This window comes from Neobacillus canaveralius, assembly GCF_047237705.1.
Taxonomy (GTDB): Bacteria; Bacillota; Bacilli; order Bacillales; family Cytobacillaceae; genus Neobacillus; species Neobacillus niacini_K.
In genome coordinates this window covers 3,945,678-3,967,423 of sequence record NZ_JBDFLL010000001.1, presented here as the reverse complement: position 1 = coordinate 3,967,423, position 21,746 = coordinate 3,945,678, and the positions used below count along the sequence as shown (strand labels likewise).

Annotated in this window: 18 protein-coding genes; all 18 read left to right on the top strand. The window is 37.3% G+C overall.

Annotation, left to right across the window (positions count from 1 at the left end; all coding sequences use genetic code 11):
* Nucleotides 1-36 precede the first annotated feature (36 nt).
* Entirely contained in the window at nucleotides 37-1,800 is a 1,764-nt protein-coding gene (locus ABC255_RS19775; RefSeq protein WP_412996200.1) for a sensor histidine kinase, read from the top strand.
* Between the two features lie 2 nt (nucleotides 1,801-1,802).
* Nucleotides 1,803-3,290 (top strand): response regulator, encoded by a 1,488-nt coding sequence (locus ABC255_RS19770; RefSeq protein ID WP_412996198.1) that lies wholly within the window; start codon nucleotides 1,803-1,805, stop codon nucleotides 3,288-3,290.
* A gap of 27 nt (nucleotides 3,291-3,317) precedes the next feature.
* On the top strand, nucleotides 3,318-4,652 hold the full coding sequence (locus ABC255_RS19765) for an ABC transporter substrate-binding protein (RefSeq protein ID WP_412996196.1): 1,335 nt from the start codon (nucleotides 3,318-3,320) through the stop codon (nucleotides 4,650-4,652).
* Between the two features lie 194 nt (nucleotides 4,653-4,846).
* Nucleotides 4,847-6,166 (top strand): ABC transporter substrate-binding protein, encoded by a 1,320-nt coding sequence (locus ABC255_RS19760; RefSeq protein ID WP_412996195.1) that lies wholly within the window; start codon nucleotides 4,847-4,849, stop codon nucleotides 6,164-6,166.
* An 87-nt stretch (nucleotides 6,167-6,253) separates the two neighbouring features.
* A complete protein-coding gene (locus ABC255_RS19755; protein WP_412996193.1) occupies nucleotides 6,254-7,120 on the top strand; it encodes a carbohydrate ABC transporter permease in 867 nt (288 codons plus the stop codon).
* Complete coding sequence (locus tag ABC255_RS19750; RefSeq protein WP_412996191.1) at nucleotides 7,120-8,013, top strand: carbohydrate ABC transporter permease; 894 nt, start codon at nucleotides 7,120-7,122, stop codon at nucleotides 8,011-8,013. The genes ABC255_RS19755 and ABC255_RS19750 overlap by 1 nt, the downstream gene beginning before the upstream one ends.
* A 124-nt stretch (nucleotides 8,014-8,137) precedes the next feature.
* Nucleotides 8,138-9,880, top strand: a complete 1,743-nt coding sequence (locus ABC255_RS19745) for a sensor histidine kinase (RefSeq protein ID WP_412996189.1) — start codon at nucleotides 8,138-8,140, stop codon at nucleotides 9,878-9,880.
* 1 nt (nucleotide 9,881) lies between these two features.
* The gene (locus tag ABC255_RS19740) at nucleotides 9,882-11,222 is read left to right on the top strand and encodes a response regulator transcription factor (RefSeq protein ID WP_412996187.1); all 1,341 of its coding nucleotides are present in this window, start codon (nucleotides 9,882-9,884) and stop codon (nucleotides 11,220-11,222) included.
* Nucleotides 11,223-11,357: 135 nt separating this feature from the next.
* Nucleotides 11,358-12,947, top strand: coding sequence for an extracellular solute-binding protein (locus ABC255_RS19735; protein ID WP_412996185.1), 1,590 nt, complete (start codon nucleotides 11,358-11,360; stop codon nucleotides 12,945-12,947).
* The gene (locus tag ABC255_RS19730) at nucleotides 12,938-13,072 is read left to right on the top strand and encodes a hypothetical protein (RefSeq protein ID WP_412996184.1); all 135 of its coding nucleotides are present in this window, start codon (nucleotides 12,938-12,940) and stop codon (nucleotides 13,070-13,072) included. The genes ABC255_RS19735 and ABC255_RS19730 overlap by 10 nt, the downstream gene beginning before the upstream one ends.
* Nucleotides 13,073-13,273: 201 nt before the next feature.
* Entirely contained in the window at nucleotides 13,274-14,131 is an 858-nt protein-coding gene (locus ABC255_RS19725) for an ABC transporter permease (RefSeq protein ID WP_335535614.1), read from the top strand.
* A gap of 17 nt (nucleotides 14,132-14,148) precedes the next feature.
* The gene (locus tag ABC255_RS19720; RefSeq protein ID WP_412996182.1) at nucleotides 14,149-15,036 is read left to right on the top strand and encodes a carbohydrate ABC transporter permease; all 888 of its coding nucleotides are present in this window, start codon (nucleotides 14,149-14,151) and stop codon (nucleotides 15,034-15,036) included.
* 31 nt (nucleotides 15,037-15,067) lie between these two features.
* Nucleotides 15,068-16,117 (top strand): family 43 glycosylhydrolase, encoded by a 1,050-nt coding sequence (locus ABC255_RS19715; protein WP_412996180.1) that lies wholly within the window; start codon nucleotides 15,068-15,070, stop codon nucleotides 16,115-16,117.
* Between the two features lie 288 nt (nucleotides 16,118-16,405).
* The gene (locus tag ABC255_RS19710) at nucleotides 16,406-17,623 is read left to right on the top strand and encodes an MFS transporter (RefSeq protein WP_412996178.1); all 1,218 of its coding nucleotides are present in this window, start codon (nucleotides 16,406-16,408) and stop codon (nucleotides 17,621-17,623) included.
* 195 nt (nucleotides 17,624-17,818) lie between these two features.
* Complete coding sequence (locus ABC255_RS19705) at nucleotides 17,819-18,778, top strand: aldolase catalytic domain-containing protein (RefSeq protein ID WP_412996176.1); 960 nt, start codon at nucleotides 17,819-17,821, stop codon at nucleotides 18,776-18,778.
* A 263-nt stretch (nucleotides 18,779-19,041) separates the two neighbouring features.
* Nucleotides 19,042-19,944, top strand: coding sequence for a LysR family transcriptional regulator (locus ABC255_RS19700; protein ID WP_412996174.1), 903 nt, complete (start codon nucleotides 19,042-19,044; stop codon nucleotides 19,942-19,944).
* Nucleotides 19,945-20,126: 182 nt separating this feature from the next.
* Nucleotides 20,127-20,492 carry a hypothetical protein gene (locus ABC255_RS19695; protein WP_412996172.1) on the top strand — a complete coding sequence of 122 codons (366 nt, stop codon included), beginning with the start codon at nucleotides 20,127-20,129 and terminating at the stop codon, nucleotides 20,490-20,492.
* A gap of 165 nt (nucleotides 20,493-20,657) precedes the next feature.
* Nucleotides 20,658-21,713 (top strand): LLM class flavin-dependent oxidoreductase, encoded by a 1,056-nt coding sequence (locus tag ABC255_RS19690; RefSeq protein WP_412996170.1) that lies wholly within the window; start codon nucleotides 20,658-20,660, stop codon nucleotides 21,711-21,713.
* Nucleotides 21,714-21,746 lie beyond the last annotated feature (33 nt).

The window sequence follows — 21,746 nt, the reverse complement described above, 5'->3', positions numbered from 1 at the left end:
AAAATAGATACATAACTTTTGATAAGGTGGACGATCATGAGAAAAATATTCAGAAGAGTCAGAAACCATTTCTACGGTGACAAGATTAGATATAAATATTTTTTCATCATGATCTGTTTATCTATTTTTCCACTTATTTTACTAGGTATTATTTCTTTCAATATTGCCAAAAGTACACTAGTTCAAAATCAGTTGGAAACTACCGGAAATAATCTACAGTCATATAGTGAGGTGACTGATCTATTATTTCGAAACATAATTAATATGGAACGGGTTATTTCATGGAGCACTAGTGTACGCCAGGAGTTGGTGGATAGCGCTGCTTTTTCAGAAATAGGGAAGAATGTCTTAGACGAGAACACAACAAAACGGATGCAAGATTTAATTTCCAGTTATTTTATTGATACAGAAGATATTGATTCTGTTTGTCTGTTTGATGTTCAGTTTCGCCCTGTTTGTTACGGCAATCATAATAGTATTGGAAGTTATGATACTAGCCAAATATATAAGGATATTTCAAATTCGTATTGGTATAAAAAGAGTGTTCATGCACAAGGAAGACCGATATTCTTCAGTTATAATGTCCTCGCGATTGCAGAGGATGATACCACTTTTTCATCGGTCAAACTGTTACGTGACCCGCAAAATGTCTTTAATCCAAAGCAGATTGGCTTACTAGTTGTTAATATTAAAAAAACAATGTTTTCTAGAGTCATAAATGATGATAGTGAAAGTGTTATTGCTGTTATTGATTCTTCAAAGAATGAAGTAAATACCGTTTTTAGTAATCCATCCACGGTGGATAGCAATCTGAGTCAGGGGCAAAACATCCAGACCACGTTTCAAAAATTGAAACAGGAAGGTTATCTTATTAGCAGCTATACAAACCAAACAACTGGTTGGACCTTCGCGAATATAACCAAAGAAAAGGACCTGTTAAAGCAGTCTAATAAAATTGGAATTATTACTGCCAGTATTTCTTCTATTATCGCTTTTATGGCGCTGCTATTCTCTTTCATTCTATCTGGAAAAGTTGCAAGACCATGGGTGCAGTTAAAGAGAATGACAATAGACTGGGCCAAAGGGCTGTGGGGATCTGGTGAAGATCATGAGGCTGATACCATTGGAGCAATCGGGGAGACATTTCAAAGAATAACCGTTGAAAATAAAGAGTTAAATGAGCGGCTGATTCATTCCCAGTTAAAGGAACGGGAGGCAGAACTTCGTGCTTTACAAGCTCAAATAAAACCACATTTTTTATACAATACCTTGGACTCTATTTATTGGATGGCAATCTTGCAAGACAACCGTGAAATCGCGGAAATCGCGGTAGCATTATCGGAGAGCTTTAAATTAAGTCTAAATAATGGAGAAGATAAGATTCCTATAGCAAAGGAATTGGAACATATCCACCACTATCTAACAATACAAAATCTTCGTTACAAGGACCGTTTTCGTTATATCGAAGATGTAGATCCGGAATTACTACATAAACCTATACTTAAGCTTCTGCTCCAGCCATTTGTAGAAAACGCGATTTATCACGGCTTAGAGCCAAAATTTGGGGAAGGGTGTATTGAGTTAAAAGGGAGAATTTATGATGAATGGATTCTTTTCACGATCTGTGATGATGGAGTCGGAATAGAGGATTTGAGTGTTACTGAAATTGGTTATGGACTTAAAAACGTTCGTGAAAGACTCATGTTGTTTTATGGACAAGATAGTTCACTTACAGTAACCAGTAAGGTAAATGTAGGAACATGTATAGAGATTAAATTTCGTGATGTTCGGGGGGATTAGATATGTTAAAAGCAGTGATTTTTGATGACGAATACATAGTCCTTCAAGGTTTACAAAGGATGATTGACTGGTCAAAATACGGAATAGAATTAGTCGGAACAGCTAGTAATGGGTATGCTGCTATTGATCTTGTTGAAACCCACTCACCGGACATTGTTTTTACTGATATACGAATGCCTGGGATGGACGGTTTACAGGTTGTGGAGAAGATTCTCGCCGCTGCTCCAGAAATTATATGTATCGTTTTTAGCGGTTTTAATGAATTTGAATATGTAAAAAAAGCGATAAAGCTTGGTGTTTCTGATTATCTCGATAAGCCGATCACCATTCCCATGATGGAGGAAACGCTTAAAAAAATACAAGAAAAAGTACAACAGCAGAAAATCGTCTTATCACTTGAAGAAAAATGGGAGGATAGCCGTAACGAGCTAATAGAAAAAGCCACATTAGATTTACTCCTTCAGGGTGGGGATGCTTTTCCTAAGTGGGGGAAAAGTTTTGGAGAATACTCAATGGATGTTGTCGGGATCACGGTCCTTGCGCTATCAGGAAAAATTCAAGACTTGCCAAATGACCCCACTTATCTTCCAGTCTATGTCCGGAATGGAGCAGAACATTTACTTGTCATATTTCATTATGATGTTGATACCACATCCCTTTTGAAGCAATTATTATATTGGCCTGGTGAAAATGGGATATCGATAGGTTCTGGCCGTACTTACCAGAACCTTACGGATGCACCCAAAAGCTACAAAGAAGCACTGCAGGCATTAAGATATGGTCACTTTCTGGAACAGGGAGGATGGACACGATTTGAGGAGATTGGAGAGAATCCAAATATACCTGGTGATCTATCTGAACTGGAAGAGTCTATCATTTTTTATTTGCGTACAGGTGATAAAGCTGGGCTAGTTAAGCAACTTAATGAATTTATTAGCAAAATCCAATCCCAGCGATTAAATCCAGATTTGATTGAGAGGGAAATATTAAAGTTAATTTATCTTGGAATGGAAATAGCGAAAGAAACAGGGGAAGATATTTCAAAAATCAGTCAGGGAAATTACTTGCCCCATATAGAAGTTAGGATGCTGAATACAAAGGAGCAAATGTTCAATTGGCTCAAGAATCAAATGGAAATGATTATGGATTGGTTCCTCCGGATTCGACGAGATAAGAAGCATGATGCAGTAGAAAAAGCTTGTGTATATATAGAAAGAAATTTTTCTAAGGATTTAACTTTACAGGATGTGGCGGAGTATGTAGGAATGAATCCTACTTATTTTAGCCTTCTCTTTAAAGAAGAAATGAAGATTTCCTATATAAAATATTTAACTAAGTTTCGGATTGAGCGGGCGAAGGGACTCTTACAGGAAGGGTATAAGGTGGCTGATGTAAGTGAAAAGGTGGGCTACCATACGTACCGGCATTTTTCTGAATTATTTAGGAAACAGGTTGGGGTAAATCCTGGTCAATATCGAGATTCTTTTTAATACTCATTAATAAATAAACAACTACTAATGAAGAAAGAAGCGGGAATGAGTATGTTAATCGGTAGCAAAGTTTTAACGGTATTATCAATAATAGTGCTATTTTTGGGTGTTTTGACAGGCTGCAGCAGCAACGAAGGAAGGATATTAAATACAACCAACCCCAAAGAGAGTACCATTAGTATTTTGATTGATAATCAAATAGAACAGGATGGCATCAGAGCGGTTGCGGCAAATATTGAAGAAAAATATCACATTAAAACAGAAATAGAAACACGGCCAAGTGGAGCTGAAGGTCACGAGGTAATCAAAACCCGTTTAGCGACAGGTGATATGGCTGATTTGGTTTTTTATAATTCCGGTTCGCTTTTACAGGCGCTCAATCCAGAGCAATACTTTGTTGACTTAACGAATGAGCCTTTTATGAACAATGTCTATGACTCGTTTAAAAAATCAGTTATGGTTAATAACAAAGTATTTGGACTTCCATTCGGGAATGCACTCGCAGGTGGCTGGCTGTATAACAAAAAGGTTTATCGCGAACTCGGACTTTCTGTACCAAAAACTTGGAATGAATTGATCGTAAACAGTGACAAAATTAAGGCTGCTGGTAAAACGGCAGTGATAGGTACATACAAGGATGATTGGACCTCTCAGCTTATCGTCCTTGCTGATAATCATAATGTCATTGCTCAAAACACAACATTTGCTGAGGATTTAGCTGCCAATAAAGCGAAGTTTGCGACTACACCCACAGCATTAAGAAGCTTTGAGAAATTATCAGAAGTATATCAAAAAGGATATTTAAATAGTGACTTTAAAACAGCCTCTTATATGGATGGGGTAAATATGCTGGTAGAAGGGACTGGAGTACAATATCCGATGGTCTCAGGGATCCTGAATGCAATCGAAAAGAATCATCCTGACCAAATTCAGGATATTGGCTTTTTCCCTCAGCCTGGAGACAGCGCTGAAACAAATGGAATGACCGTATTTATGCCTGCAGCTATTTATGTAAATAAGAATACGCAGAACATTGAAGCCGCAAAAAAGTGGTTAACCTATTTTGTTTCTCCAGAGGGAGTAAAAACATATCATTCCAAGAAAATTATAGTCGGTCCATTCGCATTAAAGGGGATGGAGTTCCCAGCTAATATCATACCTGCAGTGAAGGATATGTTACCTTATTTTGAATCTGGAGACACCACTCCGGCACTTGAAAACCTTATCCCATTAAAGGGGCCGAATTTGCCCCAAATAACTACACAAGTCGGCAGCGGGCAAATATCAGCAAAAGCCGGTGCAGTATTATACGACCAAGATGTAGAGAAACAAGCTAAAGAACTGGGACTCACAGGCTGGTAATAGATAAGTTATTTATGAGTCTTCTTTCTATTAAAAAAGAAAGAGGACCTTTTTATGTACCATATCTAAAAAAATCAGACGTATATCCAAAAAAAGCATCACTTAAAAACTCTTTTGAAAGCGCTTAAAATAGAGATATCACCAAGTAATTGCCAGGTAATTTTAGATTAGACACTTTATAAGGGGGAAAAAGGATGTTCAAAACTAAAAGAAAAAAATTAGTACCATTATTACTTAGCAGTGCACTAATGGCGGGAGTATTAGCAGGCTGTACCAGCAATGAAGAAACCAGTTCCGGTGATGGAAAGAGTTCAGAAACAGAAACGGTAACATTTTTAATCGATAACCAAACACAACTAGATGGTATTGAAGCAATTATCGATGAATTTGAAAAGAAAAATAATATAAAAGTAGAAATAGAGACTCGTCCGGGCGGGTCTGAGGGCGATAATATTATCAAGACACGTCTTGCAACTGGAGACATGACAGATTTGGTTTGGAATAACTCAGGATCGCAACTGCAGGCACTAAATCCTGAGCAAAATTTTGTCGACCTAAGTAAAGAACCTTTCATGGAAACTATCATGGACGATTACAAAGAAGCCGTTTCTGCAAATGGTAAAGTGTTTGGAATTCCAGGTACTCCGACAAATGCGGGCGGCTGGTTATATAACAAAAAGGTTTATGCAGACCTTGGCCTTTCTGTTCCTAAAACATGGGATGAACTGATGGCTAACAACGAAAAAATTAAACAAGCTGGTAAAACAGCGGTTATTGGTTCATACAAGGATACTTGGACTTCCCAAGTTATTGTTCTTGCTGATAACTACAATGTCCTTCAAGAAAATCCAACTTTTGCAGAAGATTTTACTGCAAACAAGGCAAAAATCGCTACTACTCCTGCTGCACTTCGCAGCTTTGAGAAATTAGAAGAAGTATTTAAAGCTGGTTTCATGAATAAAGAATTCCTAGCTACTGGCTATGATGCAGGATTAAAAATGTTAGCGGACGGTGAGGGAGCCCATTACCCAATGATTACGTTTGCATTAGCAAATCTTGCCACAACCTTCCCAGACAAAATGCAAGATATCGGAGTTTTCGCTCAGCCAAGTGACAGTGCAGACAAAAATGGTTTAACGGTGTGGATGCCAGCAGGTATCTTTATTAACAAAAATAGTGAGCATATTGATGCAGCAAAGAAATTTTTAGAGTTTTATGTTTCTCAAGAAGGTGTGACAATCTATTCATCTAAAATTCCGCCGACTGGACCGTTTGCCATTGAAGGTGTAGAACTTCCTGATGATGTGTACCCAGCCGTGAAAGACATGATTCAGTACTTTGATGCGGGTAATAATGCTCCAGCTCTTGAATTCTTGAGCCCTGTTAAAGGTCCAAGCTTGGAGCAAATTACAACACAGGTTGGAAGTGGAATTAGTTCTGCAAAAGAGGGCGCAGAGCTATACGATAAAGATGTTGAAAAACAAGCAAAACAACTAGGTCTTGAAGGTTGGTAAAAAATCATTTTCATCAATAAATCATTGGCCCTGACTAGATTCTAGCAGGGCTACTATTTTCTCAAGGGTTGAAGGGAGGAGCAGCAGGTGAATAAGTTAGCAAATAAAACCTATACGTATTACTTTTTATTACCGGCAGGAATTATTTATTTTATTTTTTTCTTGTTGCCAACGATTATGTCCCTGTTTTTCAGTATGACATGGTGGACATTAACAGATTGGGAATTTATAGGTCTGGAAAACTTTAAAACCTTTTTATCAGAACCATCTTTAAATATTGGTTTTAAAAACACATTAATATATGCAGTAGTAACAAGTGGTTTGAAAGTTATTTTAGGCTTATTGCTCGGAGTGTACTTAAGTTCCAAGTTGAAAACAGTAGGATTTATTCGTTCGATGATCTTTTTTCCGACACTGTTAAGTACAATTGCAGTTGGTATTGCCTTTACGATGATGATGCACCCTTCACAAGGAATTATTAATATTGTACTTTCAGGTTTAGGAATTGTCGGTCCTGACTGGTTAGGGGATACCGATATTGCCCTTTTATCTGTTGCATTAGTGGATGTGTGGAAAGGTGTCGGGATGGCGACTGTCATTTTCATCGCTGGTATTATGTCGATTCCACAGGATTATTATGAGGCACTTAAAATTGATGGCGGAAATGCATGGCATAATTTTAAAAGCATTATAATACCGCTTAGCCGTCCTGCAATGAACACAGTTATTATTCTCTCTTTTATTGGAGGGTTACGTTCTTTTGATTTAATCTGGACAATGACAAAAGGAGGACCAGGATTCAGTACGGATTTGATTGCCTCTATTATATATAAGCAGTATCAGGCTGGCTTTTTCGGTCTATCAACAGCAGGTAACGTTATTTTATTCATACTGGTTTCTGCCTTAGCATTCCCTCTATATTCGTATCTCAATAAAAAAGAGGTGGATTTATAATGAGCAAGGTCGTATTGGGGGATTTTGAAACAAACCCCATTATAAATAAAAAAAGTAAGACCAAAACAGGCAAGAAGCTATGGAAGATTTTTATTGAAGCTTTCGGGGTTCTGGCAACATTAGCAATCTTTGGAATTCCTTTTTATTTTGTCATTATTAATGCGTTTAAAAATACACAGGAATCTTCTTTATTGAATATGAACTGGCCTAGTTCCTTTCATTTGATGGAAAATATCCAAGAGGTCATCACGGCGAGAGATGGAATGATTATTCGTGCGTTCTTTAATAGTGTAATGATCACTGGTTTGTCTATCATTCTATTAATCATCCTCGGTGCAGCTGCTGGATATGTATTGCAGCGAAAAGTGACGAAAGTGACTCCTTTTTTTAACTTTCTGATACTTGCGGGGCTGATTATTCCCCCAGCTGTTGTTCCGACCATATGGGTACTGCAAGAAATCGGATTGTTTAAAACACTGCCAGGAATAGTCCTAATAGAGGTGGCACTAAATTTGCCCTTTACGATTATTTTGTATCGAGGGTTCATGGTTACGATTCCAAGGTCGCTGGATGAGGCTGCACTAATTGATGGTTGTGGAAAGTTTCGATTATTCTTCAATATTATTTTACCATTGTTAAAACCAGTTTCTGCCACTGTCATTGTATTAACTGCTGTTAGCGTCTACAATGACTTCGTTAATCCTTTATACTTTTTTCCTGGGGCAGAAAATGCCACATTACAGTTAACACTTTATAATTTCATGAGTATGTACATTACAAAGTGGAACCTGCTGTTCACTAATGTCCTATTAATTTCTATTCCACCGCTTATCTTGTTTATAATCTTCAACAAGAAGATTGTTGCAGGAATGACAGCCGGATCTGTCAAGTAATGGGACTATCCTACTGGTATTAACTATATATATAAAGTAATAGAACGGGGACCCAGATTTGCAGTTCTTCTGTATGAATCGGGTCTTTTCCAATTAGGGAGTATCAGGAACTAGAGGTGGTAACATGTTCATTTTCAATAAATTTAACTCATTAAAGATTTATCCAAAACTAGTATTAACATTTTTACTTGTCCTTTCGCCGATTTACATTATTGGCATAATGATGAATGAGTCTGGTGCACAACATGTGAAAGAGGAAATTGCTCATTCACTTGATTCAAGGGTTAATCTATATATGGAACTACTAGACTCTGATTTTAACCGAACGATGGAATTGATGAAAGAATATATAAATGACGAAGATTTACTGGATCTAAGTACTTCTGCAGAAATTATGTCTGAATTGGAGAAAAATAAGGCGATTCTCCGATTAAAACAGCGGCTCGATATCCTAAAAGGATCGAGTAAATTCGTTGAAAACGCTTTTGTTATGATCCCCTTAATTGACAGGACTGTGTCCTCAAATGTGGATGCGATTACAGAGCTAGACAGAGAAGAATTTGATTCACTAAAGAAATTAAAAAATTTATATGAATCACCGTTTATTCAAATGGGTGATCAAATATTTATAAGTATTCCATATCCAGATCCCAGTATCAGCAAGGAACAAACTTTTGTGCTGGTAGTGGAGGTTTCGAGGCCACAACTTGCATCAGCACTGAAGAGTTTTACCGAAAGTGGCGGTGCTGCGGTTTTAGACGGTAGAAATATCCCTTCGATTGTAGCAGAAGACTTAAAGGGAGAGGGCCAGCAGCTGTTTTTACAAGAAATGAAGGAGATAGGAAACGCAAATTTCACCTCGATTCGAAATGTGAAAATAGGTGATAAATTCTATATGGTTGCACATAAGGAATCTGAACGGCTTGATATAAGAATGAGTATGTTTGTCCCTTCAACCGAAATTAACAATTCCCTCCAAGACTATCAAAGATGGCTCCTCTTGCTGTCAATTGCTTCATTAGCTCTGATTATGATTTTCTCTTATTTAATTTTCAGAATGATTCATCAACCTTTAAAAAACCTGATACAATCGTTCCGCAATATTGAAAAGGGAAACTTTGATATAGCCTTAAAGTACCCCCTTAATGATGAATTCGGGTATTTGTATGACCAGTTTAATTCCACTGTACACCAGCTAGATATACTCGTCCATGAGGTTTATGAGCAGCAGTATAGAGCAAGCTTATCAGAATTAAGACATTTACAATCCCAAATCAACCCGCATTTCCTTTATAACACGTATTTTATTTTGTATAGAATGGCTAAGCTTAGAGACCATGAAAATATCATTCTTTTAGCCAATTATTTAGGAGAATACTTTCAGTTTATTACAAGGGATGGTGCAGATGAAATCCCTTATGAAAAGGAAGCGAAACATGCCAAGAATTATTTAGATATTCAAACGATGAGATTTGCAAATAGAATCAGTGTACATTTTGACAAGATTCCAGAAGGGGCTTTACCTATTATAGTGCCAAGGCTAATTCTACAGCCTATCATCGAAAACGCTTATGAGCACGCACTAGAAAAGAAACCAAAAGATGCTTGGATAAATGTTAAAACAAAATTAAATGAAATGTATCTAATTGTTACGGTAGAGGACAACGGCGGTGAATTGACCAACGAGAAAATTGTTGAACTAAACACTATGTTGCAGAATCCCAAAGAAGTAGCTGAAAGTACTGGAATCATAAATGTTCATCGTAGAATTCAGATTAAATATGGCGGTAAAGGCGGCATCACTCTCAGCATGAATGAACATAACGGATTGAAGGTTGAGATGATCATCCCATTGGAGGGTAACTAATATGATAAAGTTATTAATCGTTGATGACGAGCCTTATATCGTTGAAGGGCTATTTGAGATGTTATCTGAATTAACTTCTTTGGACATTGAATTATATATGGCATACTCAGCAGACGAAGCCATTCAGAGATTATTATCTACAAAAATGGATATTGTCATCAGCGATATTCGGATGCCTGGTATGAATGGTTTGGAACTTCAACGATGGATTTCTGACCGGTGGCCAAAATGTAAGGTAATATTCCTTACTGGTTTTGGTGATATTCACTATGCTCAGGAGGCGATACGCTTTGGGTGTTCAGATTATATACTGAAGACAGAAGGGGACGAATCCATTTTAAGAAGTATAAACAATGCAATAGCACAGATAAATGCTGATGTGAAAAATGACCAAATATTGATAAATGCTCAACAACAGTTTCTACAGGCACTTCCCGTCCTTCATAAACAATGGTTCATGGAAGTAATAGATCCTAAAAGAGTGCATATGAACTTAAATGAACAGAAATTCCATGAGCTGAAAATCCAGTTATCTTTAAATGAGAAAGTTCTTCTTTTGGGGGGAAGGGTAGACTGTTGGGACGAGCACAAGGATTTTTCAACTCAATTACAGCTAATGCATATGGTTCAGAATATAGTTGAAGAAAATTTGAATCGTGTTCAAATTCAATCGATAGTAATGGAAGAGTCAGAAATAATCTGGTTAATACAACCCAAATTGAATAAAAGTGCTTCATTTAATTTACCTCTAGCTTCTATTAATCCTTGGGAAGACACTCTTTCTTATGTTACTGGGTCTATGGAGAGTATTCAGGGTCGGTGCAGACGGTTGTTAGAGTTGCCTATTTCACTTGTGTGTACTGGTGAGCCGATAAATTGGGATGATATGGAGATGGTTTATAGCCAAATAAAGCAAACTATGGATCTTGGTCTTGGTAACGGGCAAGAAATGTTAATCATCAAATGTGATGAAGAACAAATAACAAAAGAGTCAGAGGTTTATCGCAATTACCTAACACAAGATGAAAAAACACATCATGTTATTAAAAAACTAAATAAATATATTCCTGAAAACCTTTCTACGGATCTATCTTTAAACACACTTGCAAATCTTGTATACATGAACCCCTCTTACTTATCAACATTGTACAAACAGTATACTGGGAAAAATATATCAGATTATATTACAGAGCTTAGAGTAGAAAAAGCGAAGGGACTCTTACAAAATTCTTCTTTTAAGATTCATGAAATAGCTGAGGAAGTTGGCTTTAGCACTTCTGGATATTTCACTCGTTTTTTTAAAAAACATGTTGGTGTGACCCCTCAGGAATATAGAAATTAAGGACAAACCTATCTATCTTGTATTTCACAAACAAAAGTCAAGAAATCTAATGAAAGTGAAATATACAAGGCTGTGTAAGCGCTTTATACTTTGAGGTGTAGAACTTATTACAACCTTTAAGGGGGCCAATGGAACATGAAAAAGAGAAAAAGTAAAGTAGTCTTAGTTTCTGTGCTTCTTAGTCTTTCATTAGTAATAACAGGTTGTATCAACAGCAAAAGTAACGACACCAGTGGAAAGGTAAATGATGGCGGGGGAACTTCGGTTGAGAATCCAAATGATCCATATTTAGGAAAGTACTTAGAGACTATAGAAGTTTCTACGGTCAGGATTATAGGGGATAATGTAAAGTTTGCAGACGGTGAAGATATGGATAATAACCAATGGACTCGAACGCTAATGGAAAGATTAGGTATAAAAGTGAAAAACGATTGGATTGTAAAAGGCGAGCAGCCAGGGGGACCCGGAGAACAAAAAATGAATGTATCTATTGCTTCTGGTGATTTACCTGATATCTTTCCTGTTAATGCGACACAGTTAAAACAATTATCAGATGCAGATCAATTGATGGATTTAACAAAATTATATGAAAAATATGCTTCACCTTTGGTAAAAGATATGATGGAGAAAGCAACAAACGGTTTGGCTTCAGCAACGTTTGATGGAAAGATGTTAGGGATTCCACGACCATCCTCTACGATTGATGGTGCTAGTATGCTTTGGATTCGCAAGGATTGGCTGACAAAACTTGGCCTTCCTGAACCGAAAACAATGGAAGATGTTCTCAAAATTTCAGATGCGTTCACGAATGATGATCCTGATGGAAATGGACAGAAAGATACTTATGGTCTCGCTTTAACCAAAAACCTGTATGGATCTACCTTTAAGAATGGTGACTTCGGTACGCTTGAAGGTTTCTTTAATGGTTATCATGCATTCCCACAGCAATGGATTAAAGATGATAAGGGTGACCTAGTATTCGGAAGTATTCAGCCAGAAATGAAAGACGCTCTCATAGAACTCCAAAAGATGTATAAAGACGGACAAATTGACAGGGAATTTGGTGTAAAAGATGAAGCGAAGGAAGGCGAGCTATCAGCTGCCGGAAAAATTGGCATGACATATGGTCAAATGTGGATTACACTAAGCGACTGGCTTAAAAATACCAAGAACAATGACCCAAATGCTGAATGGCAGGCTTATCCGATTGTATCCAACGATAATCAGCCGGCAACAACCCAAATCTCAGGGATTGGTGTTGACCGCTTCTACTATGTGGTAAATAAGGATGCTAAAAATCCAGAGGCTTTATTTAAAATGATGAATTTATTTGCTGAGTTACAATTTGGTCCAGATACGTCTGCAGAGGATTGGCAAAAGCACTCGAAGGTTGACGGATTTGAAATATGGACATATTTCCCATTCCCTGTTGGCCAGCCGGATAAAAACTTAAACATCCATCAAAATGTGGTAGCAGCACTTGATAGTAAAGATGCTTCAAAATTAAACCCAGAAGAAACAGATGCCTATAAGAAAAGTGCGGCAATGGAATCAGGTAATTTCACAGTAGACGATTGGTCTTACGATAAAGTCTTTGGACGTACTGGTTCCCAAGCTGTAATCAAAACGTATGTGGATGGAAATCTCTTGAAACCTGCGAATTCTATGGGGTATCTACACCAACAATGTCAGAAAAATTCGAAACACTTCGTAAGATGGAACTAGAAATGGTAACAAAAATTATCCTGGGTGAATCCATTGGTGAATTCGATAAATTCGTTGAAAACTGGAAAAAACTTGGCGGTGATGATATCACGAAAGAAGTAAATGAGTGGAACGATTCAAAATAATAGATTCAAAGATATTTAAAGTGGTACAGAGTTGCAACCGCAGAATGCTGGAGCTGCCTCCAGCATTCTCTATCTTAAGAGTAATGGAAGGAGGGGATTACTATGGGTGAAAAGGTCATTGAGGGCAAATCAATTTTCATTGAAACAGAGAAGGTAACCCGAAAAAGATACAAATTTACCCGGACGCTACCCCTGCATCTCATGATTCTTCCCGGACTTATTTTAGTACTTATCTATAGTTATGGCCCCATGCTAGGACTTGTCATTGCATTTCAAAAATTCATTCCTGCAAAAGGGGTATCTGGTTCTCTATGGGTTGGACTAGAAAATTTTCGATATGTTTTAGAATTACCAGGTGCCATACAGGTATTATGGAATACACTGTGGCTTTCTTTTTTGAAAATCATATTTAATTTAGCTGTGCCGCTGACTGTATCCATCTTATTAAACGAGGTACGTAAAGAAGCATTTAAAAGAGGAGTTCAAACATTAATTTATATGCCCCATTTCCTATCTTGGGTAATCCTTGGCGGGGTGTTAATTGATATCTTAAGTACGAATCACGGACTTGTAAATGATTTTCTTGGTATCCTTGGAATTGAGCCGATCTATTTTTTAGGGGACAATAATTGGTTTAGAACTGTTCTTGTATCTACAGATGTCTGGAAGGAATTTGGTTTTAATACAGTCGTTTATATTGCTGCACTTACTGGTATTAATCCAGCTTTGTATGAAGCAGCCGTTGTGGATGGTGCAAATAGATGGAAACAAACTTTACATGTGACATTGCCAGGAATTGCTCCGATTATTATTCTACTGTCGGTGTTAAGTTTAGGAAATGTCCTTAATGCAGGTTTTGACCAAGTATTCAATTTATACAGTCCACAGGTCTATGAATCTGGTGATATTATCGACACTTTTGTTTATCGAATTGGTCTCCTTGAAGCACAATATGGTGTTGCCACTGCGGTCGGGTTATTTAAATCTATCGTATCACTAATCTTAATATCTATCTCTTATTTTCTAGCATATCGCTTTGCAAAGTATAGGATTTTTTAAGAAGGAAGTGCTGGAAAATGATTAGAGATAATTCCCTCAGTAGAAAATTGTTTGTTGTATTTAACTATATCCTATTAAGTTTAATCGCCCTAACCTGTGTCTTACCGTTAATTCAAGTGATTGCGATTTCATTTAGCTCTCCTGAAGCCGCAACAGCAGGTTTCGTAAAACTGTTTCCAGTCGACTTTACAACAGCTGCATATGAATATGTGCTAGGAAGGGAAGAATTTTTTAACTCTATACTTGTTACGCTGAAAAGAGTCGGAATTGGAATCCCTCTTAATATGCTGTTAACGATACTGATTGCCTATCCTTTATCTAAGGAATCGAAAGTATTTCGATCTCGGACCTTTTATGCCTGGCTCTTTGTCATAACGATTTTATTCAATGGCGGACTAATTCCCTTATACATGGTGGTTAAGGCTACTAATATTTTAGATACTGTATGGGCGCTTATTTTACCAGGGGCGGTTCCTGTCTTTAACGTGATCTTACTTCTGAATTTTTTTAGAGGAATGCCTAAAGAATTGGAAGAAGCTGCATTTATCGATGGAGCAGGACATTGGACGGTTTTATGGAGAATCTACTTACCACTTTCAATCCCTGCTATAGCAACGATTACATTGTTAACGACCGTCATGCATTGGAATTCATGGTTTGATGGATTAATTTTTATGAATTCTCCTGATAATTACCCATTACAAAGTTATATGCAAACAACCGTAATTCAACAAAATACACTTTCAATTATTAATGATTCAGGGAGTGTAGATTTAAGCAAAATCAGTGACCGAACGGCAAGAGCTGCCCAAGTCATTCTCGGAGCACTTCCGATCCTGATTGCTTATCCATTCTTACAGCGATTCTTTGTTAAAGGAATTGTCCTCGGCAGTGTTAAGGAGTAAACAATTTATAGGGTAAAGGAGAATGTGATATATGGAGAATAAATCAATTAGACCAGGACAAATTTGGCTGGATACCGAAGGGAAAAGGATTCATGCACATGGCGGATCGATCATGCATATTGGAGACACTTTTTACTGGTATGGAGAAAACAAGGAAAAAACGCTGCCAGGCAGTGGAATTTGGCATTGGGGTGTCAGATGCTATTCTTCAAAGGATTTATATAACTGGGATGATAAAGGGGTAATCATACCACCAGATCTAAAGGATAAGGAATCTCCTCTTCATCCAGCTAGCTTAATGGACCGCCCTCACATTATTTACAACCGTTTTACAAAAAAATATGTTTGTTGGTTGAAGGTCATGCAAAAGGATGAAAGCCAGAAATCAACAGTCCTGGTCGCAGATGAAATTCTTGGACCTTACACGATGGTTAGGCAGAACCTTATGCCCCTAGGAATGAGTGCTGGGGATTTTGACTTGGTCGTAAACCCTTCTGATGGAAAGGCATATTACTATTTTGAAAGAGTACACAGCGAAATGATTTGTGCGGACCTTACAGAGGATTATACGGATGTCACAGGCTACTATTCTACCCATTTCCCGCAGCCATATCCACCATTTGTCAGAGAAGCACCGGCACATTTTTATCGAAAAGGACTTCATTATTTGGTGACTTCCGGTACAACCGGTTATTTTCCAAATCCTTCTGAGGTGGCATGCTCTCCGCTATATCATGGTCCATTCGAAGTACTAGGAAACCCTCATGTAGGGGATGAATCCAATACTTCCTTTCATTCTCAGATTTGTTCTGTGTTTAAACATCCTGGTAAAAAGGATCTGTACATTGCACTTGCAGACAGATGGATTTCAGATTTATCTGCATCTCTTCCTTATGAGAAATCTGCAGAGATTTTTGAGAGAATATTTAATCCGGACTTTGATAAAGCAGAGATTGAAAGAGGACCAGAATTTGTAGTAGATACTACAAAGGCAGGATATGTATGGCTGCCATTTAGGTTTGATGGAAAAATGGCTTATCTCGATTGGAAAGATGAATGGCGGATTGAAGATTATGAATAAATCTATGAATTTAATAAACTGCACAGTGATTACCACTTGTGCGGTTTTTTGATTTAAGAAAATTTTTATTTTTTTAATATATTGTCATAACATTATTATCATGTTACTATTAGTTGAAATTAGATCCCTTTAATTCTGGTCCAGAGAGGCCAAAAAGGCGAATGTTAAACTTCATACATAATTTATTATGTCTATGAATGCCTTTTTGTCCTCTGGATGGAAAGGCATTTTATTTTTCCAAAATCTTTTAATCTGAGTCCTGTGAGGCTTGAAAGGAGAACAACAAGAATGGATTATCGTAAAAAAACAGTAGTGGCGTCAGTAGCAGGTTTAACACTTGAGGGCATGGATATCATGTTTATATCCTTTGCCATGTCGATGATTATTGCAGAGTTTCATATTGATATGACAGCTGGTGGACTTATTTCTTCTATTACTAATTTAGGAATGCTCGCTGGTGGAGTTATTTTCGGTGTTTTAGCAGATAAATTTGGTAGAGTTAAAGTTTTCACCTATACGATTTTATTATTTGCTATCGGAACTGCGTTAACTGGGCTCGCACAAAATATTGAACAAGTATATTTATTTCGGTTTATTGCCGGCTTAGGCGCAGGTGGAGAATACGGTATTGGTATGGCGCTTGTTGCTGAGGCATGGCCAAAGAAGAAACAAGGGCGTGCTTCTTCATACGTTAGTGTCGGTGCTCAATACGGGGTTATCCTTGCAGCACTTCTTAGTGCGATGATTCTTCCGTCTTGGGGATGGAGAGGGTTGTTCTTCGTTGGATTGGCCCCTGTTATATTCGCCTTTATCGTACGAAAGAAACTAGACGAATCACCTGAATGGCTTGCTTCACAAAAGAAAAAGCAACTGGTTCAGAAGCAAGGGAAATTAAAGCAATTATTTGCTACTCCTAAAATTACAGTAACCACCGTCGCTTTAGCAATCATGGCAACCGTTCAAATCGCCGGTTATAATGGTTTAATGATTTGGCTGCCATCCATGCTTCAACAATCCCAAGGATTATCCGTTTCAAGCTCGGCTCTTTGGACCATCAGTACCGCTGCAGGAATGATTGCAGGTATGTTAACATTTGGACAATTTATGGATCGTTTTGGAATGAAACGCTCATATGGAATTTTCTTAATAGCTTCCGCTGTTGCGGTCTTCCTATATTCCTATGCTTCAGGCAGCACAGGACTTCTTATTGGCGGTGCAATTGTAGGATTCTTCTCGAATGGAATGTTTGCAGGTTATGGAGCATTAATTAGCAAGTATTATTCAGTAGAAATTCGCAGTACAGCAACGAATACCATTTTTAACTTCGGCAGGGCTTTAGGGGGATTATCTCCTATTTTAGTAGGTTACATTTTGCAACACGCAAATGTAACGGTAGCGATGTCGTACCTAGCACTGCTCTATTGCATTTCCTTTATAGCCATGGTTAGTTTGCAAAAAGGAAAAGGTAAACAAGAAGAAATCACTACTTTATCTGAAGCAGTGTAAGGAAATTAAATAGCCATTCTCTCTTAACTAAATTAAGGAGGGAATGGCTTTTTCATTGTAAAAAAAATGAATTTTTGGAAAATAGATTGACTCGTCCGAAGGAAACATGATATAAACACAGTAAGAATTTTAGTACTTTAAAGTATTTGACTTACAAATAATGACAAAATAGGATTTACAGGAGGAATTACTTTCATGGGACATCGTAGTAAAATTATAGACTGCACCATTCGAGATGGAGGCTTAGTTAACAATTGGGATTTTAGTATCGAATTTGTTCAAGACTTGTATAATAGCTTAAGTGCAGCTGGTGTTGAATATATGGAGATTGGTTACAAAAACTCCCCAAAACTACTAAATGCAACTGAGCCAAATCCATGGAGATTTCTAGACGATAACTTCTTGAAAGAAATCTTCCCTGAGAAGAAATTCACGAAGTTTTCTGCTCTCGTAGATATCGGCCGTGTCGATCCGAATGACATTTTACCACGTGAACAAAGTGTTTTAGATATGATCCGAGTGGCATGCTACATCCGTGAAGTTGACAAAGGTTTAGAGCTAGTACAAATGTTTCATGATTTGGGTTATGAGACATCACTTAATATTATGGCTTTATCGAGTGTACCTGAAAAGCAGCTTACGAAAGCATTTGATATGGTGAAGGAAAGCCCTGTAGATGTTGTTTATATCGTTGATTCTTTCGGAAGCTTGGATCCTTCGGATATTGAGCACCAAGTGAAAAAATTCCAAGAGTTGATCCCTAATAAACAGCTTGGAATCCATACCCATAACAACATGCAGTTAGCATTCGCCAATACATTAGCGGCAATGCAAAACGGGGTTACATACCTGGATTCATCTGTTTATGGCATGGGGCGTGCTGCAGGGAACTGTAACACAGAACTTCTTGTCAGCTACATCCAAAAGCCAAGCTATGAACTGAAGCCAGTACTTGGAATGATTGAAAAGCACATGCTGGAAATGCGCCAAAAGTGGGAGTGGGGTTACATCATTCCTTTTATGATTTCTGGTGTATTGAATGAACATCCACGTGTCGCTATGGCTTACCGTGACAGCGAAGATCGTGATAAATTCGTTGATTTTTATGACAAGGTAACATCACCCGAAGTCTCTCTAGCACCAAATACGAAATAAGTTAAAGTGCGAAAAGTACCTCTCATTGAGGTGCTTTTTTTGTCTCTAGTTTCTGCCAGAAAATTTAGCTTTCATATATTAGCTCTGAAGAACTATATTTCTAAATCAGTTCAATTCCTACTTTACTTATTGGGTTAATTGGAGTAAAATTTAGAAAATTCATAAATAATTTTAATTTGCCGATTGGACATCCAAAGGCTCCTATACGCAATCCGCGTAAAGGGGCCTTTTTTATTTCTTAAAATTAGAAAGGGGTTGGGGAAATGAACATTGATCATCTTGAAGCATTTATGTATGTAGTCCATTTGGAAAGTGTTCATAAAGCAGCGGAAGCACTATATTTATCACAGCCAACCGTTACTGCGAGAATCAAAACGTTAGAACGAGATCTTGGGATCGAATTATTTTTGCGTAACGGTAGAAGTTTGACAATATCTGAGGAAGGAAAAGCTTTTATCCCATACGCGGAGCAAATTATTGGTGCATATCAACAAGGGAAGAAGTTATTAAAGAAGGAAGATAATCCTGATGAAATTGTGATTGGGGCTAATATAATTACATCACAATACTTTATTCCATTTGCTCTTCCTTTTTTGAAGAAAGCAAATCCCCAAATACGATTTAAATTTCATTCAGCGACAAACGATGTATTGCTCGATAAACTGCTTCAGAAGCAGGTGGATATCGCCTTTATGAAGGATGTTACCCATCGTGGAATACAAAAGCATGAGCTTCTAAATAATTCTGTCCGCTTGGTCGTTTATCCGGGACATTCCTTTCAATTTCAAGAGAACTTATCTGTTGGGCAGTTAGCTAGCGAACCTATGGTTTTTTTCGAATGCGGCGCTTTTGACTGGAATCGGATCCATAAATTATTTGAAATGGCAAACGTTAATCCTCGCATAGAATTTTTAGTCGACCATCTTGAAGTAGCAAAATCTATTATTCTAAGTGGAAATGGCATAGGGTTTTTACCATACTTATGCATTAAAGATGAGCTTGAGAGAGGCAGCCTGATTGAAGTAGATGTTTCTCATATACTTCAAATTAACCAGCATATTTTTGCCGCACACTTAAATAATGGTTTTATGTACCCCGAGCTCTGGAATAATATTCTTCAGTCCGTTAAAGAGTTTGAGAAGGAAAAGATTCTCTCTTTAGATTAAATTTTCTAATGTAAAGATTACATTTTTCTATCAGCTATCGTATTGCCATTACAATCATCTCGGTGATAGGATTAACACAATAAAATAACAAGCAATGTACTCTTGGTAAGAGGGAAACGCATAGCTTTAATTCCTACTATTCAAGTGGGTATTATTGGATATAAAGAGGAAGGATGATAAGTATGACAACGCAAAATAGCAATGATGTGAGGCTATTTGTAGAAACAAAAAAGGAAAACTCCCTTGAAACAAATAAATATCTAAATTTGCCAGATTTACAGTTTTTTAATTGGTGCAATCGACAGTACCAGGTTAACAAAGGTGTTTATAATACTATTGATCAATGGTTTTACGAATATGGAATTGTTAATGTTCATTCCCGTAGAATTCAGATTTTGGCGTTTTTAGATTTTGTCAAAGACGAGATGTTAGAAAAACAACCTAAATTTATCCGATTTGGTCATGGTGGTCTTACTAAAAGACTAAATGAATTTATCAATTATTATGGGCAAAGCAATGTAATTCCCCTAAAAAAACCAGGAAAATGAATTAGATAATAGATTAATTGATAGAATTTTTTAATTAACATTCAATTTTTTCCTATCCAGTAAAGTATTGCCAGTTTATTATTTTCAGTGATAGGATGAGAATCAATAAAAAAACATAATTTTCTTATCAATTAAGTCGGGATAAAACCGTAAAGGAGAAATAACATGAGCTATAAGCTAAGTATTTTAGATCAAAGTCCAATTTTCCCAGGGAGCACTGCTTTTAATGCGTTACAGAATACCGTTCGATTGGCTCAAAAAGCAGAAAAATGGGGCTACTCACGTTTTTGGGTATCAGAGCATCACCATACAGATCAATTGGCAGGTTCCTCCCCTGAGGTATTAATTTCGTATATTTTAGCTCGAACGAATTCGATTCAGGTAGGTTCAGGGGGTGTTATGCTTCAGCATTATAGCCCTTATAAGGTGGCTGAAAACTTTCATGTCTTATCAACTCTTGCACCGGGAAGAGTGGATCTTGGAATTGGTAAAGCACCAGGCGGGCTCCCATTATCAACAAAGGCGCTCCAGTATGGCACCGTTAATGATGGAAAGGACTTTTCTGAGCGGCTATCTTTTTTAAATGAATTAGTTGAAAATTCCGTTGATGAACAACACCCACTTACTGGAATTCAAGCAACACCGATTCCTGAGAAAAAACCTGAAATTTTTTTACTTGGTGCAAGTGTTAATAGCGCTCAGCTTGCGGCACATCAAGGGATATCATTTGTATTTGCAAAATTTATCAATAGTGATGAAAGGGTATTGGAACAAGCGGCAAAGGTTTATCGTGAAGGTTTTCCAAATGGAAGATTCATAATCTCATTGGCTGTTATTGCTGCTCCAACTCAATCAGAAGCAGAAAAACTCGCTGGAGACAGAAAGATAGTTAAAGTCCATCTCGAGAGCGGCCGCTCGGTAACTTTACAAACTATTGAGCAAGCGGAAGTGTTTGGGAAGCAGTCGGGAGAACCATTTGAAATTACAGAACACAAAGCAGACATTGTTGCTGGAACCCCTAACTATGTCAACGAAATTTTAGAAAAACTTCATCGAACGTATCAGGTGGATGAATTTATTATACATACACCTGTAGAAAAAGAAGAAGAAAGAATTCAATCATTTCAGTTGTTAAGGCCTCGTAACAGGAATCGAAATACAGAAATAGAGATTAGAGAAGAGTACCCATATATCGCAAGTAAAATCTTTCTAAACCAGTGAGAACTGTTTAATTAAGGATGTATTTGTATTCAA